The organism is Streptomyces sp. NPDC058470 (assembly GCF_042721055.1).
In the GTDB taxonomy this organism is placed as follows: domain Bacteria; phylum Actinomycetota; class Actinomycetes; order Streptomycetales; family Streptomycetaceae; genus Streptomyces.
Genome location: NZ_JBHXMF010000062.1, coordinates 1 through 16,110, shown reverse-complemented (window position 1 = coordinate 16,110; position 16,110 = coordinate 1). Strand labels below are relative to the sequence as shown.

Annotated in this window: 13 protein-coding genes; 5 read left to right on the top strand and 8 right to left on the bottom strand. The window is 70.1% G+C overall.

What is annotated here, in order from left to right; translation table 11 throughout:
- Positions 1 to 262: 262 nt before the first annotated feature.
- Together ACFWP7_RS34480 and ACFWP7_RS34475 are read right to left on the bottom strand one after the other, a co-directional pair.
- Entirely contained in the window at positions 263 to 1,876 is a 1,614-nt protein-coding gene (locus tag ACFWP7_RS34480) for an amidohydrolase (protein WP_384389819.1), read from the bottom strand.
- A 47-nt stretch (positions 1,877 to 1,923) separates the two neighbouring features.
- Complete coding sequence (locus ACFWP7_RS34475; protein WP_189188097.1) at positions 1,924 to 2,364, bottom strand: Lrp/AsnC family transcriptional regulator; 441 nt, start codon at positions 2,362 to 2,364, stop codon at positions 1,924 to 1,926.
- Between the two features lie 266 nt (positions 2,365 to 2,630).
- On the opposite strand from ACFWP7_RS34475, the gene ACFWP7_RS34470 reads away from it, so the two are divergent.
- The gene (locus ACFWP7_RS34470; RefSeq protein WP_384389815.1) at positions 2,631 to 3,068 is read left to right on the top strand and encodes a hypothetical protein; all 438 of its coding nucleotides are present in this window, start codon (positions 2,631 to 2,633) and stop codon (positions 3,066 to 3,068) included.
- 31 nt (positions 3,069 to 3,099) lie between these two features.
- Here ACFWP7_RS34470 and ACFWP7_RS34465 read toward each other — a convergent pair whose 3' ends face one another.
- The 3 genes from ACFWP7_RS34465 to ACFWP7_RS34455 form a co-directional block, all read right to left on the bottom strand.
- Complete coding sequence (locus tag ACFWP7_RS34465; RefSeq protein ID WP_384389812.1) at positions 3,100 to 4,194, bottom strand: phosphotransferase family protein; 1,095 nt, start codon at positions 4,192 to 4,194, stop codon at positions 3,100 to 3,102.
- A gap of 12 nt (positions 4,195 to 4,206) precedes the next feature.
- Positions 4,207 to 5,445, bottom strand: coding sequence for a hypothetical protein (locus tag ACFWP7_RS34460; protein ID WP_384389809.1), 1,239 nt, complete (start codon positions 5,443 to 5,445; stop codon positions 4,207 to 4,209).
- Positions 5,446 to 5,868: 423 nt separating this feature from the next.
- Positions 5,869 to 7,041: an acyl-CoA dehydrogenase family protein gene (locus ACFWP7_RS34455; RefSeq protein ID WP_384389806.1), complete on the bottom strand. Its 1,173-nt coding sequence runs from the start codon at positions 7,039 to 7,041 to the stop codon at positions 5,869 to 5,871.
- 347 nt (positions 7,042 to 7,388) lie between these two features.
- On the opposite strand from ACFWP7_RS34455, the gene ACFWP7_RS34450 reads away from it, so the two are divergent.
- On the top strand, positions 7,389 to 8,660 hold the full coding sequence (locus tag ACFWP7_RS34450) for a glycoside hydrolase family 18 protein (RefSeq protein WP_384389803.1): 1,272 nt from the start codon (positions 7,389 to 7,391) through the stop codon (positions 8,658 to 8,660).
- Positions 8,661 to 8,711: 51 nt separating this feature from the next.
- Here ACFWP7_RS34450 and ACFWP7_RS34445 read toward each other — a convergent pair whose 3' ends face one another.
- Both ACFWP7_RS34445 and ACFWP7_RS34440 read right to left on the bottom strand, forming a co-directional pair.
- Positions 8,712 to 9,377: a TetR/AcrR family transcriptional regulator gene (locus ACFWP7_RS34445; protein ID WP_384389800.1), complete on the bottom strand. Its 666-nt coding sequence runs from the start codon at positions 9,375 to 9,377 to the stop codon at positions 8,712 to 8,714.
- Between the two features lie 119 nt (positions 9,378 to 9,496).
- Positions 9,497 to 9,643, bottom strand: coding sequence for an SCO1431 family membrane protein (locus ACFWP7_RS34440; RefSeq protein ID WP_384389797.1), 147 nt, complete (start codon positions 9,641 to 9,643; stop codon positions 9,497 to 9,499).
- A 222-nt stretch (positions 9,644 to 9,865) separates the two neighbouring features.
- Here ACFWP7_RS34440 and ACFWP7_RS34435 point away from each other — a divergent pair, with 222 nt between their 5' ends.
- Positions 9,866 to 11,359: a M1 family metallopeptidase gene (locus ACFWP7_RS34435; RefSeq protein ID WP_384389794.1), complete on the top strand. Its 1,494-nt coding sequence runs from the start codon at positions 9,866 to 9,868 to the stop codon at positions 11,357 to 11,359.
- Positions 11,360 to 11,404: 45 nt separating this feature from the next.
- Here the strand turns inward: ACFWP7_RS34435 and ACFWP7_RS34430 are convergent, their stop codons facing one another.
- A complete protein-coding gene (locus ACFWP7_RS34430) occupies positions 11,405 to 12,796 on the bottom strand; it encodes a peptidase C39 family protein (protein ID WP_384389792.1) in 1,392 nt (463 codons plus the stop codon).
- Positions 12,797 to 12,937: 141 nt separating this feature from the next.
- On the opposite strand from ACFWP7_RS34430, the gene ACFWP7_RS34425 reads away from it, so the two are divergent.
- Together ACFWP7_RS34425 and ACFWP7_RS34420 are read left to right on the top strand one after the other, a co-directional pair.
- Positions 12,938 to 13,663 (top strand): uridine kinase, encoded by a 726-nt coding sequence (locus ACFWP7_RS34425; protein WP_384389785.1) that lies wholly within the window; start codon positions 12,938 to 12,940, stop codon positions 13,661 to 13,663.
- Between the two features lie 435 nt (positions 13,664 to 14,098).
- The gene (locus ACFWP7_RS34420) at positions 14,099 to 15,961 is read left to right on the top strand and encodes an AAA family ATPase (RefSeq protein WP_384389783.1); all 1,863 of its coding nucleotides are present in this window, start codon (positions 14,099 to 14,101) and stop codon (positions 15,959 to 15,961) included.
- Positions 15,962 to 16,110: the final 149 nt, after the last annotated feature.

The window sequence follows — 16,110 nt, the reverse complement described above, 5'->3', positions numbered from 1 at the left end:
CGTGGGTGCTGGGCCTGGCTCCCAGTGGTGGTGTGCCGGTGCGGCACACCGCCCCTGACCCAGCGGCGCTTCGAGGCCGCGCGGAAGTTCCCCGGTCGGACGTCCGGTGGTGGACCCGGCCGAACCTACCCGCCACCTGCGGCCAACTGTCAACAGCCGTTTGACCTGCGCTTTCTCCCTCAAACGCCTGGTCAACGCGGAGGATGCGCAGGTCGCGCGACGGGGCGGCGGGCGGTGATCCGAGACGCGCCACCCCGGGACATCACTCGTTAGGCCGTACGAATACCGTCCGACCGCCCACCACGGTGCGCAGGCAGACGGGCAGGTCGTTCCCGGGGGTCAGATCCGGCAGCCCGGGGGTGCCTGAGCGAGGATCGGTGGACCAGCGCGCGACCCGGTCGTCGGGGGTCTGCACGACGAGCTCCTCGGTGCGCCACACGGCGTAGTCCGCCGGCGCGCCCGGCACCAGGACACCCGCGTCGTCCCGTCCGACGGCCCGCCATCCACCGCGCGTATGCGCCGTGAACGCGGCGCGCACCGACACCCGGTGCTCGGGCGAGCGGTGGAAGGCGGCGGCGCGGACGGTGCCCCAAGGGTCGAGGGGCGTGACAGGGCTGTCGGAGCCGAAGGCGAGCGGCACGCCGGTGCGCAGCAGGGCCGCGAAGGGGTTGAGCGTGCGGGCCCGCTCGGCGCCCAGGCGCTGGGCGTACATGCCGTCCTCGCCGCCCCACAGCGCGTCGAAGGCGGGCTGCACGGAGGCGGTGAGGCCGAGTTCGGCGAAGCCCGCGATCGTCTCGGGGGTGAGCATCTCGGCGTGCTCGACACGGTGTCTTGCGGCGCGTACGCGGGCGAGGCCGACCTTCTCGGCGGCGGAACGCACCCCTTCGACCATGGAGGCCACGGCGGCGTCCCCGATGGCGTGGAAGCCCGCCTGGAGGCCCGCCTCGGTGCACGTGACGACATGGGCGGCGACGGCCGTCGCGTCGAGGTAGGCGGTGCCGCTGTGGCCGGCGTCTGTGTACGGCTGATGCAGACAGGCGGTGTACGAGCCGAGGGAGCCGTCCACGAACAGGTCACCGGCGGCGCCGACCGCGCCCAGGGCACGCGCCTTGTCGACATCCTGCTCGGCCCAGTAGCCGACCACCCGCGGGCCGGGCTCCTCGGCGGCGAGCCGCAGCAGCCCGGTGAAGTCGTCCTCGGAGGAGATGTCCGGGCCCGCGCACTCGTGGACGGAGCCGATACCGAGCGAGGCGGCGCGGGCGAGCGCGGCGCGCTGGGCCCGGGTGCGCTGCTCCCCGGTGATGGCGCCGAGGGCGGCCCCGCGGACGGCGTGGTGAGCGTCGCGGGTCAGCGGACCGTCCTGGTACCCGGCGCGCCCGGTGACCCCCGGCACGAGGTCCAGGAGCGCGCTGGTGACCACGGCGGAGTGCACGTCGATGCGGGAGAGGTACAGCGGACGTCCGCCGGTCGCCTCGTCGAGTTCGGTACGCGTAGGAGGGCGTCCACCGGGCCAACGGGCCGCGTCCCAGCCGTGCCCGAGCAGGACCCGGTCGGCGGGGCGGGCGGCGGCGAAATCCCGTACGAGGGCGAGTGCCGCCTCCAGGGAGGGGGCGTCGGACAGGTCCAGGCCGGTGAGTGCGAGGCCGGTGGCGGTGGTGTGCACGTGTGCGTCGGTGAACGCCGGGGTGACCAGGGCGCCTTCGAGATCCACGACCTCGTCGACCCCGTCGGCGAAGGCGTCGGCCGCGCCTTCCGAACCGACCCAGGCGACCTGCCCGCGTTCGACGACCATCGCGGTGGCGAAGGGATCGGCGGGACTGTGGACTTCTCCACCGCGCAGCAGCACGGTGTCCGACGAGGCGGTGCTCTCACTCATGGGGAACAGTTTCGCCCCTGCCGGCACCGGTCCCGTGCCGGGGTCCGTCAGATCCGGGGTGGCCGCGCCTCGTACGGCGTCGACAGCACCACCGTCGTCCGGGTCGACACCCCCGCCAGGCCGCGCAGCCGTGCGAGGAGTTCCTCCAGTTCGTGCGGGGTCGAGACCCGCACCTTGAGGATGTAGTTCTCGTCGCCCGCGACGCTGTGGCAGGCCTCGATCTCGGGCACGCCGGCGAGGCGTTCGGCGATGTCGTCGGGGGCGCTGGGGTCGAACGGCTTCACCGAGATGAAGGCCGTCAGGGGCAGCCCGACGGACTCCGGGTCCACGACCGCCGCATAGCCGCGGATGACACCGCGTTGCTCCAGTCGGCGCACCCGTTGGTGCACGGCAGACGTGGACAGGCCCGTGGCCTTGCCCAGGTCGGTGTAACTCATCCGCCCGTCCGCGACGAGCAGCTGTACGATCTGTCGGTCCAGCTCCTCCATGGCGCAGAACCTACAGGGCCCTTGATCCTCACGGATACCTGAGCGGCGCAGGTCATACCCGGTTTGTGATGTGGCAGAGTTCGACCGGTGAGCCGGCCGGGGGACAAACCCACCGGGCCGGGCACCTGCGGGCGGCATGTGACGAACGCCACATAGTCGGAACCGGGTCCGTGATGTTCTCGTGATTACCGCAGAGACGGGGCGGGAAGTGCTTGCTGTGGTCGAGGTCGCAGCGCCTTGTCGGCCCACCCAAGGGGGAGAAGCCCATGCAGAGTCTTAAGCGCCCTGGTCGTACCGCACCCAGGCGGCAGCAGCCGGTTGTCGACCCTGAGCCGGAGGGCGTCGAATCAGACGCCCTGGACGGTGAGGAGTTCGACGCGTACGACACCTTCGAGATGTACCGGGTGGTCTGCCCGGACTGCGCGCAGCCCATCGCGCTCCTGGCGGACGAAGAGATCCTTCCCGAGCACGCCCTGTGCGCCTCGCCGTGGAACCCGTTCGGGCTCACGGTCTGCACCGGCACGGGCCGGGCCGCGGACGACGCACAGCCCGCGGACGAGACCACGGAACCTCAGGAGCAGGACACCGCCCTGCTGTTGACGCTCCCTCAGGGCCTCGACTGGCGGACCCAGCCGTTCTCGCACGTCGGCGGCCCCAGCTCGCGCCCGATGCGGGTTCCCGAGATGCGGCGCCTGGCCGCCTGACCGTCTCACGCGCGCCGCGGCTGACGCCCGGTCAACTCCAGTAGCTGCCCTGCACCATGGCCCGCAGGCTGCCGTGGTGCAGGATCAGTGTGTCCGGATCCCGGGGGACGGCGACCTCACCGAAGTGTGCCTGGCGGTAGGCGATGCGCAGCATCACGATCGCGTGGCGCAGGGCGGCGTACAGCGTGTAGAAGTCCATGTCCCGCGGTGTGTGGCCGGTGAGTTCGGCATAGCGCCGCTCCACCCTGTCGCGGCGCAGGAAGTCGGGCAGTCCGGCCTGGCCGAAACTCACGGTGAGGTCCTGGGAGAAGCGGTGCAGATAGACGGTCCAGCCGAGGTCCACCTCGCGCGGGGCCGGTGCCGCCATCTCCCAGTCGAGGACGGCGACGGGTTCGAAGCCGTCGTAGATGACGTTCCCGATGCGCGCGTCGCCCCAGTTGAGCACCGTCTCGCCCTCGTCTCGGGGCCACAGCTCGTCGAGGCGGTCGAAGGCGCACTCGATGAGGGGCGAGCGTGACAGGCCGTCAACCACCCATGCGTAGTAGGCACGTTGGGCCTCGACATGCCTACCGAGTGGGCTTCGACGGCCCTTCAGGGACAGGAATCCCGTCTCCTTCAAGGGGACTTGGTCGTGCAGTCGCGCCAGGAGTCCGACCGAGGCCGCCTCAAGGTGCCCGCGTTCCTCGTCACTTGCCGCGTGCAGCCAATTCCCTTCGTACGTATAGGGCATGACGTCCGGTGGCACCCGTCCCGCTATCCGTTCCATGACGAGGAACGGCGCCCCGAGCGGTCCCGGGTCCTCCTCCAGCCACAGCACGCTCGGCACCGGCAGGTCGGTGTGCTCGGCGACCAGGCGCATCGTGCGGTACTGCCGGGTCATGTCGTAGACGGGAAAGACCGTGTACGCCGCCGGGTCCGCGGCCAGTCTCAACGCACAGGCGCGCAGGGGCAGTTCGGGGTGCTCGATGTCGAAGAGCAGGGTTTCGCTGGACATGCCGTTGGACTGGGGGACGGATACGTTCACCGCCCTGGCGCCGGGGAGGCGGGTGGCGAGCCAGCCCGTCAGCTTGCCGGTCAGCTCCTGGAGGTCGCGTGTCGTCGTACGTGGGCGGGGTGCCGTGGCCATCTCGCGCCCCCTTCAGTGCGCGACCGAGTCGAATCCGGAGAACCCGCTGGGATCATGGCGGCCGAAGGAGCCGTGCTCGAAGATCCCGTGCCCGGTCTGTCCGTCCAGCGTGCAGCGGGCGGAGTGGTCGATCACCCCGTACGCGGCCGGCCGATGAGCCGTCGGGTCGGAGAGGTCGTAGACGCGGCGGTCGGTCCAGCCACGGCCGCGCCAGGTGCCGTGCTGCCAATCGTCGGCCGGTGGATAGCCGGCGCCGACGGCCAGCGGGGAGGAGGTGAGCACCTCCACTTCCAGTTCCATGGGCTTGCGGTCCGCCGGGTGCGTGAGGTGGATGACGGCGGAGGCGGGGTGGCGGGTACCGGGTCGATAGGTGATGTCGGCCTGGGGCCAACCCAGTTGGAGGTCGCGGCGGCCGTCGCGTACGAGTGTCGCGTCGTTGAGGGTGCGGTATCCGTCCGCGTCCTCCTGGATGACGACCATCAGGAACCGGTCCTCGAAGCGGACCGGGCACCAGACCCAGTGGAACCCCTCGGTCGGGTTCTCCTCGGCCAGGCGTCCGCCCTCCTCGCCCGGGAGGGGCCGGACGCCCCAGCTGCGGTCGCGGGTGCCGGTCCACTCGCCCGTCCGGACGGGTATCTCCCGGCCACCGACGCGGATCATCCCCTCGACGCTGCCCGCCTGCACGAAGCGGCGCCCTTCCAGCGTGAGCCGGCCGCCCCGGCGCTGGACGTGATGCGGCTCCCAGAGGGCCGGGAAGTCGGCGGTCCAGGTGATGTCGTACGACAGGGAGTCCGGCGGCAAGTCCGACGACGGCAGATCCGGCGACGGATCCGGTGATGAGCCGGACGAAGAACCCGGCGAAGAACCTGGCGAGGAGGCCGGACGGGAGGAGCCCATCGGGGAATCCGGCAGCGAATCGGCCTCCAGCTGAAGCCTCAGCCGCCGCAACGGCTTCTCGACCGTGATCCGCAGCGGTCCCACCGCGAGGTCCATCCGGTCGTCGCCGAGCGCGTCCGAGGCCCGTACCGCGTACAGGCGGTCGCCGTACCGCAGGGTGGCGTACGCGTCGATCACCCCGGCGTTCGGGTACACCCCGAGCCCCACGATCAGGAGCGCCCGCCCCTGGTGGTCGAAGACATGGAAGATGCAGCGGTCGTAGGCGTTCCGGTCGCCTGTCGCGACATGCCTCATCGACAGGGGCACCTGGTGTACGGGGTACTCGTCGAGGGCAACGGGGCGGTCGTCGGGCATCGCAAGCCTCCCTGGGCGCGCGGCAGTTGACGTCGCCCGGAGAGGTACGGCCCGGCGCGCAATTGACGGTACGTCAGGTGTGGGCCATGGGCCAGATGCCGGAACCCGGACGGAGCCCCCCGCGTGGGGCCGGTCGCGAACGCACGGGCGATTCCGGGGGCCGGTGACCTGCCCGCCCGCCTACGCGTTGCCCCGGTATGACCCCCACATATTCAGCGACCGGACGTCGGCGCAGGACCGTCGCGTCGGCGACCGCAGAATCGGTTCCGCGGTCGGTTCAGCAGACGCCGCCACTCCCGGATCCCCCCATCTACCGCGCCCTCATCCGCACCTGGGCCGATCGTGGCCGCACACTGCCGGGGCGCCACGACCCGGAGTGGGTACGGCTGGCGTCGCCGTCGGCGATGTACGGCCACGGGTCGTTCAGCGCGACTCGGGACCTGCGAGGTGACGGGCGATGACCATCCGCTGGATCTGATTGGTGCCCTCCACGATCTGGAGGACCTTGGCCTCGCGCATATAGCGCTCGACGGGGAAGTCGGCGGTGTAGCCGTACCCGCCGAGGACCTGGACGGCGTCCGTGGTGACCTTCATCGCGGTGTCCGTGCACAGCAGTTTGGCCATGGCCGCCTGCTTGGAGAACGGCCGGCCCATGTCGCGCAGGCGTGCGGCGGCGACGTAGAGCGCCCGGCCCGCCTCGATCTGCGTCGCCATGTCCGCGAGCATGAAGCGCAGCCCCTGGAAGTCCGAGATCGGCCGCCCGAACTGCTGCCGGCCGGTGGCATAGGCCAGAGCCTCGTCAAGGGCCGCCTGGGCCACGCCGATCGCACAGGCCGCGATGCCGAGCCGCCCGGAGTCGAGCGCGGACAGGGCGATCGCGAAGCCCTGGCCCTCCTCGCCGATCCGCCGGTCGTCGGACACCCGTACGCCGTCGAAGTGGACCTGCGCGGTGGGCGAGCCCTTCATGCCCATCTTCTTCTCGGGCGCCGCGGCGCTCAGGCCCTCGGCGTCGCCCGGCACCAGGAAGGCCGTGATGCCGCGGGCACCCTCGCCGCCGCTGCGCGCGAGCACGGTGTAGAAGTCGGCGATTCCGCCGTGGGTGATCCAGGCCTTGGTGCCCGTGATCACCCAGTCGTCACCGTCCCGAACGGCCTTCGTACGGAGGGACGCTGCGTCCGAGCCCGAGGAGGGTTCGGAGAGGCAGTAGGCGCCGAGGAGGCCGCCGGTGAGCATCGCGGGCAGGTGCTCGGCCTGCTGTTCCTTGGTTCCGTAGTTCGCAAGGGCGTGGCAGGCGAGGGAGTGCACGCTGACGCCGAGGCCGATGGTGAGGCGGGCCGCAGCGAGCTCTTCGAGGGCCTGGAGGTAGACCTCGTACGGCTGGTCGCCGCCGCCGAACTCGGAGTCGTACGGCAGTCCGAGCAGTCCCGACTCCGACAGCAGGCGGAAGACATCGCGAGGGAAGTGCCCGGCGTCCTCCTGCTCGGCCGCCTGCGGGACGATCTCGCGCTGTGCGATGCCCCGGACGAGCGAGATCAGATCCCGGGCCTCGTCCGTGGGCAGTTGACGGTCCACCGGCTGCGGGGCGCGGTCGGGCATGGCGACGCTCTCCTCCCTGTTGGGCACTGGCGGGCGTGCACCTGGGTGGGGTGACTCCCGCCGGGTCTCACTGGCCTCAGCCGATGCTGCCGTCCCGGGTTGCGGAATCGGCTGATCAGCGGCGGTGGCGCTGTAAGCATGCCCGATCGGAGGCATCGAGTCACCAGTTAACGACCGCTTACTAAAAGAAAGGGAAATTGGTCCGAACCATTGACCGCACTGGTCTAGTCCTCCTAAGGTTCCTCCCACGTCACCGCGTTCATGCCAAACAGACATATACGCATGACAGTGCTCAGCAGGTCCCAGCACCACGCCCCCCGGCTCCCCTCCCCCACGAGGAGACATCGATGCGCAGACCGCACCTCCCCCGCGCGCCCTTCCGCGCGCTCCTGTCCGCCGCCTGTTGCGCCATTCTCGGCGCCGGGCTCCTGGCAGGCGCGGGTACCGCGACCGCCACCACCGAGTCCGCCCCCGCCGCGGTCGACACCCAGGCCGGCACCGCCCAGGCCGCCGCGGCCGGTTCCAAGGTCGTCGGGTACTTCACCGAATGGGGCACCTACGACCGGAAGTACTACGTCAAGAACATCGAGACCTCCGGCTCGGCGGCCAAGCTCACCCACATCAACTACTCCTTCGGCAACGTCGTCGACGGCAAGTGCGCGATGGGCGACGCCTACGCCGCGACCGACCGGACGTACACCGCGGCGGAGTCCGTGGACGGCGTCGCCGACACCTGGGACCAGACGCTGCGCGGCAACTTCAACCAGCTCCGTGAGCTGAAGAAGCTGCACCCGAACCTCAAGGTCCTCTGGTCCTTCGGTGGTTGGACCTGGTCCGGCGGGTTCGGAGCGGCCGCCGCGAACCCGACCGCGTTCGCCCAGTCCTGCTACGACCTGGTCGAGAACTCCAAGTGGGCCGATGTCTTCGACGGCATCGACATCGACTGGGAGTACCCCAATTCCTGCGGCAACACCTGTGACACCAGCGGCAGGGAGGCGTACAAGAACCTGCTGGCGGCGCTGCGGGCGAAGTTCGGCACGAGCAACCTCGTCACCTCGGCGATCACTGCCGACGCCACCACCGGCGGCAAGATCGACGCGGCGAACTACGCGGGCGCCGCTCAGTACGTCGACTGGTACAACCCGATGACGTACGACTTCTTCGGCGCCTGGGCCACCACGGGACCGACGGCCCCGCACTCGCCGCTGACCTCGTACACCGGCATCCCGACGGCCAACTACTACACCGACGCGACGATCGCGAAGCTCAAGGGCCTCGGCATCCCGGCCTCGAAGCTGCTGCTCGGCATCGGCTTCTACGGGCGCGGCTGGACCGGCGTCACCCAGTCGACACCGGGCGGCACGGCGACCGGCGCGGCGGCGGGTACGTACGAGGCGGGCATCGAGGACTACAAGGTGCTCAAGACGAAGTGCCCGGCCACCGGCACGGTCGCGGGCACGGCGTACGCCAAGTGCGGTACCAACTGGTGGAGTTACGACACCCCGGCGACCATCGCGACCAAGATGACGTACAAGAACGCGCAGGGCCTGGGAGGCACCTTCTTCTGGGAGCTGAGCGGTGACACCACGAACGGCGAGCTGATCAAGTCGATCAACTAGCCCTACTGGTACGTCACTCGGGGCGGGGGTCCGGCGGCCCCCGCCCCTTCCTCATGTGTCCCGACGGGCGGGCGCCGGGGCCACGTACGAGGGGTCCAGCTCCTCTACCGCACGCATGGCGCCGCCCAGCATCTTCACCAGCAGCTCGCGCATGGTGTCGCGCGGCAGCACCTGGTCCTGGTGGCCGATCCAGTCGAGGGTCGCCCCCTCGACGCTGTAGAGCCAGCCGAGCAGGGCCATCCGCGGCAGCGGGGCGATCTTGCGCCGCCCGTACGCCCCTTCGGCGATGGTCTCGACGATGACCTCGCGTACGCCGTCCCGGAGGGCGTGCACCTCGGCGTCGAAGCCGACGCCGCCGCTGATGATCGTGCGGTACGCGGACTGGTTGTGCTCGGCATAGCGCAGATAGCCGTCGATGGTGCGGTGCACCCGCTGCGCCGGGGGGAGTTCGAGGCCGCTCGCCGCCCGGGAGACCAGCTCGGTGACCGAGTCCTCGATGATGGCGAGGTAGTAGCCGCGCTTGGACTTGAAGTAGTAGTAGATCAACCCTTTGGCGACATGCGCGTGCCTCGCGATGTCGTCCATCGACAGCGCGTCATAGGACGTGTCGGCGAACAACTTCCGTCCGATGGCGATGAGTTCGGCGCGGCGCGCCAGTGAGCGAACGGTACCGCGAGCCCGTGGGCGCTCGACGCCACGCTGTTGACTGCTATTCAATTTCGATCCTGGTCTCCGGCTGCCGGCGGGACATCCGCAGTATGGCAGACCGGCACCACCTGCTCGTTCGACTCTCATCGACCTCACAGGCGTCCACCAAAGGCGCCGACCGGGTCAGCTCACAGCAGGCCCAGCTGAGTGACGAGCATGGCCAGAACCACGACGAAGGTCCAGCCCGCGACGTGCTCCAGGATCCTGGGTCCGTCGTCCTTGGGGCCGCCCGTGCGAGCGCGGACACGGGTGGTGGTGGCGGAGGTCGCGGTCATGGCATCTCGCAGACGTAGTGGTGCGGTGGACTCCCCCGCCTCCCGTCGGCTCCCCACCGACTCGACCACTTTGCCACCGGAAACAGTTTCATTGGTAGAGACCTTGGTCACGTCCGCCGGCCCGACACTTCGATCAGCTTCGAATCCCGCAATTCCCACAACTGTGCATGCGGTGTGTGCGTCTCCTCACAGGCAAATGGTCAGCCAACCGAAAGGTTCTCGATGAGCACGTTCCGGACGCACCGCCGCAGCGCCCGCCTCGCCCTCGCGACCGCGACCGCGACCGCGATCACCATGGCTGCCGCCCTGACGGGTCCGGTCTCCCAAGCCGCTTCCGTCGGCTCCGGTGCCGCGTCGCCGGGAGCGGCAGGGCTCGGCGACCCGATCTTCCCGCTCGACGGCAACGGCGGATACGAGGTGAGCCGCTACACCCTCGACTTCGACTGGCAGGCGCCGAAGACACCCTTCGAGGCCTCGACGACGATCAAGGCCACCGCGACGCAGGCCCTCTCCCGCTTCAACCTGGACTTCGCGGGCAACACCCTGCACACGGTGACCGTGGACGGACAGTCGGCCGACGCCGTACGCGAGGGCGACGAGCTGGTGATCACTCCCGCGAACGCCCTCGCCCGCGGCAAAGCCTTCACGGTCAAGGTCACCTACACCGCTGACCCGACCCAGATCCGCCACCGCGACGACGCCATCGAGGACTACGGCTGGATCCCGACGCCGGACGGCACGGTGCTCTACCCGCAGCCCAACGGCGCCAAGATGATCTTCCCGTCGAACGACCACCCGAGCAGGCGGGCGCCGATCACCTTCCACATCACCACTCCCGCGGGCCTGTCGGCCGTCGCCAACGGCAAGCTCACCGGCCGCACCGAACAGGCCGACGGACGGGTGCGGTGGACGTACGACTCCGAACAGCCGGTGGCGGCCCAGCTCGCGCAGCTGGCGATCGGCAAGTTCACCTTCGTCGACAGCACCGGCCCGCACGGGCTGCCGATCCGCGATGTGGTCCCGGACGACCTGGTGGCGCCGACCGAGCAGTACCGCAAGCTCACCGCCGACCACATCGCCTGGCTGGAGGAGCGGCTCGGCCCCTACCCCTTCAACCGGTACGGCCTCCTCGTCGGCGACACCGACCTGGGCGTCGCCCTGGAGACGAACACGATCTCCCTGATCCCGAAGGCCGACCTGCTCGGCGACCGGGTCAGCGCGGAGCGGAACCTGGTGCACGAGCTCACCCACCAGTGGACCGGCGACAGCATCGGCATCAAGACCTGGTCCGACCTGTGGCTGAGCGAGGGCCACGCCCGGTACTACGAGCGGCTGTACTCGGAGTCGCACGGCGGCGACAGCTTCGAGGCGACCATGAAGACGGCGTACGCGAACCACGACCAGTGGCGCCACGACTACGGCGCCCCGGCCGAGCCGACCGAGCCGAACCTCTTCAAGCGGATGCGGTACGACGGTTCGACGCTCGTCCTGTACGCGCTGCGCGAGCAGGTCGGCCAGGAGACGTTCGGGAAGATCGAGCGCGCCTGGGTCACCAAGTACCGCGGAAAGACGGCGAGTACGCAGGACTTCGTCGACCTGGCGTCGAAGGTCGCGGGCGAGGATCTCGAGGGTTTCCTGCACCCCTGGCTGTACGGCGCGACGACGCCGCCGATGCCGGGCCACCCCGACTGGGTGGTCAATCCGGTCCAGAGCTGAACCGACGGGCGGCCCCTTCACGGGGGTGAGGGGCCGCCCGTCTCCTCAGCGGACGCCCACCGCCGCGAGCGCCACGAGCTGTCGCGCCGACGGCTGCGCCGGGAAGTACAGGTAGCAGACGCCACCGCTGCCCGAGGCGACGCCCCCGGCGGCGTTGTACCGCTTCGTGCGCAGCCAGATGTTCTCGAACTCGCGCCGCTTGTAGACACGGCGCACCGCGCTGTCGCTGGGGGACGCCGGGTCGTTGGCGATCACGTCACCGTCGGCGGTGAATCCGATCACGGTCATCAGGTGGCCGGAGGTCCCGTAACCCGCCCCGGTCAGCTCGGACTTGAGGAACGACTGGGACGTTATGGCCGGGATACCGGCGGCGATCAGCGTCTCCAGTTCGGTGAGCGAACCGAGCCGGGTCACCACACCCTGGAGATCCTTGTACGTCGCCGCGTACGCCGCGTTGAAAGGCCAGTTGCCGCAGCCGGCGTACTGGTAGTCGTACGTGTACCGGGCCGCGTGACACACCTGCGGGTCCGTGAAGTCCGGGTCGACCCAGGCCAGTTGGTCCGCCGTCGGCTTGCGGCCCCAGTACTCGACGATCATCTGCGAGGAGGTGGGGCTGCACCAGGCCTCACCGCCGTTGTCGTACTGGGGGTACTGGCCCGCGTGGGTCTCCTGCGAGTAGCGCGGGACCTTCAGCTCCTGGGCGAGGCCGGGCGTGGAGGCCGGGACGGTGAACCGGTCGGGAACGTCGGAGCCCATCGCGCCCAGCCGCCACACGGTGGGTGTGACCTTGGTGCCCGGGGTGCGGTACAGCGTCAGCCGCAGCCGGTACGAGACCAGGCGCAGGCCGGAGGCCGCGTCGTCGATGGAGAAGGTGTCGGTCCAGATGCTGCTCCTGCCGTCGCTCTGGTCGTCGACGGAGGTCCGCCTGATGTCCTGGTCGCCGGCCGCCCAGCGGCCCAGTACGTACCAGGGGGTGTCGGTGCCGTCCGAGTACGTGCCCGTCAGCTCGACCTGGATCCAGGTCCCGGCCGGGGTGTCCGCGTTCCAGGAGGCGACGGCCTCGGTGGCGGGGACCGCGAGCTGGTGCACGGGGGAGGTCCAGGTCCCGTACTCCCACAGGGCGGTCTTGTTGGTGTGCGGGTCGGTGTACGTCCTGGTGCCGGCCGGGGTCGCGATCATCACGCCGGGACGGACTCCGGGCACGGCGCGCGTGCCCTTGGCCGTGCCGCCACGCCAGTCGGCGTACGAGATCCAGGCGCGGTTGTCCACGAGGCCGGGCGGCGCCTTCGATGGGACTGTCGACGGCGCTTTCGACCGGGCTCTCACCGGGCGCTCGGGCGAGTCCGCGGCAGCCGCCGGACTCACTGCGCCCGCCGCGGCCGCGACCACTGCCGCGGTCAGGACGGTTCTGCGGGACGGCTGTTCAGCTCTGGGCATGGGTGGGTGACCCCCGGGTGTCCGATCCGAAACGGGCAGGTCCAATGCGCGGGTGTGTGCGCCAACTATGGATGCCTCCCCAGGCTTCTGCCAGCACTTTTAGCCTCGCGGCGCCCACCAATATTGGTCCTGACCCTTGGCATGACCGGGAACGCGGCGGCCCGGACGCGGGAAGCCGCCCGGTATAGAGTTTTTTCTCAGGAATACTCCGACAAGACACCCGCCCCACCCCTCCCAGGAACTCCCATCCACGACCTCGTCCCACATCTGCTCCGGCTGCCGCCCTCCTGCGGCCCGGTCCGCATCGTCGGCGTCGACGGGCACGCCGGCTCCGGAAAGACCACGTTCGCCGGGCGGCTGGCCGCAGCACTGGGCGGCGCACCCGTTCTGCACCTCGACGACATCGCGACGCACGAGGAGCTCTTCGCCTGGACCGGGCGACTGCTGAGCCAGGTGGTCGAGCCGCTGCGGCACGGCGAGAGCGCGCGCTACACCCCGTACGACTGGACCACGCGGGCCTTCCGGCCGGTCCGTGAGCTGCCGCCCGCTCCCGTGGTCCTCCTGGAGGGCGTCGGCGCGGGCCGCCGGGCGCTGCGGCCGTATCTCGCGCGACTGCTGTGGATGGAGTTGCCGCAGGAAGAGGCGTGGACGCGAGGGCGGCGGCGGGACGGCGAGGCGCAGGACGAGTTCTGGGGCGAGTGGGTCTCCGCCGAGCGCCGGCACTTCGCCGAGGACCCCTCAAGACCCTTCGCCGATCTTCTGGTGCGACAGCGTTCCGAGAGTTACGAGGTGCTTCCGGGGCCCGCCAGGACTCCTGGACTGGACCAAGGAATCACTCACGGTGACGGACCATCCGCAGTGTGCTGAACTTGTGAAGACCCTTGCCTGAGAACTTTCTTCAGTGCCTCAACTCGGCTTGACCGGGGGGCCGTACAGGTCTTACGTTCTGAATGTGCGGCCGTTCGAGGCCGCCCCGCAGACGCGAAGCCCCCGGTTGTTCCCCCGTGATCGGGGGCTTCGTTCTGCCCCGGACAGGTTTTCCGGACGCTGCGAGGCGTGATTCGCTCACCCTCGGTCACCAAACCGAGTGCGCCCCATCTGCTTCCGCCTCGTGGAACGGGGTGTGCTGCACCCTTCGGCCCGGCACTCCCTCGCAGGTACGATGCCTCTCGGTGCGATATTCGGACGGCTGCTCTGCGCACCAGTGCAACTCCCGTCCGCGGCACAGCGGTTCGACCTAGGCTGCCGACGGGCACCGGCCCGGCGGAGGACCATCGGGGGCACGGTTTGTGGGGGGACGTGATGGACTTCGGCACGCAGGGCCCGGAGGCCCCGGCCGACCTCGCCTGGCTGCGGGGGGTGGATGCCTACACGATGGGCGCCTATCCGCAGGCGGAGGAGGAATTCCGTATCGCGGTACAGATGGACCCGGGCATGGCGGACGGCTGGCTCGGACTGCACGCGCTGCGGGTGGACACGACGACCGCGCTACTGAGGATGTTCCGGCATCGGGAGCGCTTCGGGGAGCAGCGCACTCGGCATCGCCGCACGCTCAACTCCTGGTACTGGCTGGGCTGGTGGGTGCAGCCGGTCCTTGAGAGCCCGCGCGACCTGCTGCTCGCACACGCCTCCCACTGGCTGGACGGCCGTCATGTCCCCGAACTGGAACGGGCGTTGGCGGGTCTGCCACCGGTCGACACCGACCCGCAGGTGCGCTTCCTGCACGCCTGCCGTGCCTATCTGGTCAAGGACTGGGAGCAGTTGGTCCGGCACACGGATCCACTGGTCCACGATCCGATGCTGGGCATCGAGGCCGGTCTCTTCGGCGGCATGGCCCGGGTGCGTCTGGAGATGTTCGGGCAGGCCGAGCCGCTCCTGTCCGCCGCGCTGATGCGCTGTCGCAGCGAGCAGCCGCAACGCAAGGAGCTGCGGTACTGGCTGGCGCGGGCGCACGAGGGCACCGGGCGCTCCGCCGCCGCCCTGCCGCTGTACCGGGCGGTGCACCGGGTCGACCCCGCCTTCATGGACACCTCGGCGCGGCTCGCGGCGATCTCGGAGGGCGACGGGTACGACGAGGTCAGTGACCTCGCGGCGATCACGCTCGCCGGGGTCGGGCAGGACATGTTGGAGGGGCCCGACGGTATCGATCCGCTGTTCGGCCCCGAGGGGCGGGACCTGAAGCTCTCGGAGCCCGGTTTCGTACCGCCGGGCGCACTCCCGCCGGAGACGGACGTGGTGCGTGAGAAGGCCATGGTGCCGGTGCAGCCGCTGCCACCGGGGCCGACCGACCCCGCCTTACTCGACGAGGCGCTCGCCGCGCTGGAGCGCATGGTGGGCCTGGAGCCGGTGAAGCGCCAAGTGAAGGCGCTGTCCGCGCAGTTGAACATGGCGAGACTGCGCGCCGGGCAGGGCCTTCCGGTCCAGCCGCCCAAGCGGCACTTCGTCTTCTCCGGTCCCTCCGGTACCGGGAAGACCACCGTGGCCCGCATTCTCGGCCGGGTCTTCTACGCACTCGGACTGCTCGGCGGCGACCATCTGGTGGAGGCGCAGCGGGCGGACCTGGTCGGCGAGTACCTCGGCCAGACGGCCGTCAAGGCCAACGAGTTGATCGACTCGGCCATCGGCGGCGTCCTCTTCGTGGACGAGGCGTACTCGCTCTCCAACTCCGGTTACGGCAAGGGCGACGCGTACGGCGACGAGGCCCTGCAGGTGCTCCTGAAGCGGGCCGAGGACAACCGCGACCACCTGGTCGTCATACTCGCCGGCTACCCCGAGGGCATGGACCGCCTGCTGACCGCCAACCCCGGCCTCTCCTCCCGCTTCACCACCCGCGTCGACTTTCCGTCCTACCGTCCACTCGAACTCACCTCCATCGGCGAGGTGCTGGCCGCCGAGAACGGCGACGCCTGGGACGGGGAGGCGGTGGACGAGCTGCGCTCGATCGCCGGGCACGTCGTCGATCAGGGCTGGATCGACGAGCTCGGCAACGGGCGGTTCCTGCGGACGCTGTACGAGAAGAGCTGCGCGTACCGCGATCTGCGACTCTCCGGCTATCCGGGAGTCCTGTCGCGCGACGACCTGTCGACACTTCGGCTGCCGGATCTGATGCAGGCGTACGGCGAGGTTCTCTCCGGGCGGAGGCCGCAGGATCCGTCGGCGATGTGAGTGGGGGGCGGCGGCTTCGATCAGTTTTTCGCCCCCGCCGCCCCCACCCTTCCCGTACCTGGGGGCTGCGCCCCCAGACCCCCTGGGGTTGTTGGTTCGCTGCGGGGCCGCGGGGGCTTGTCGCGCAGTTCCCCGCGCCCCTGAAGGGG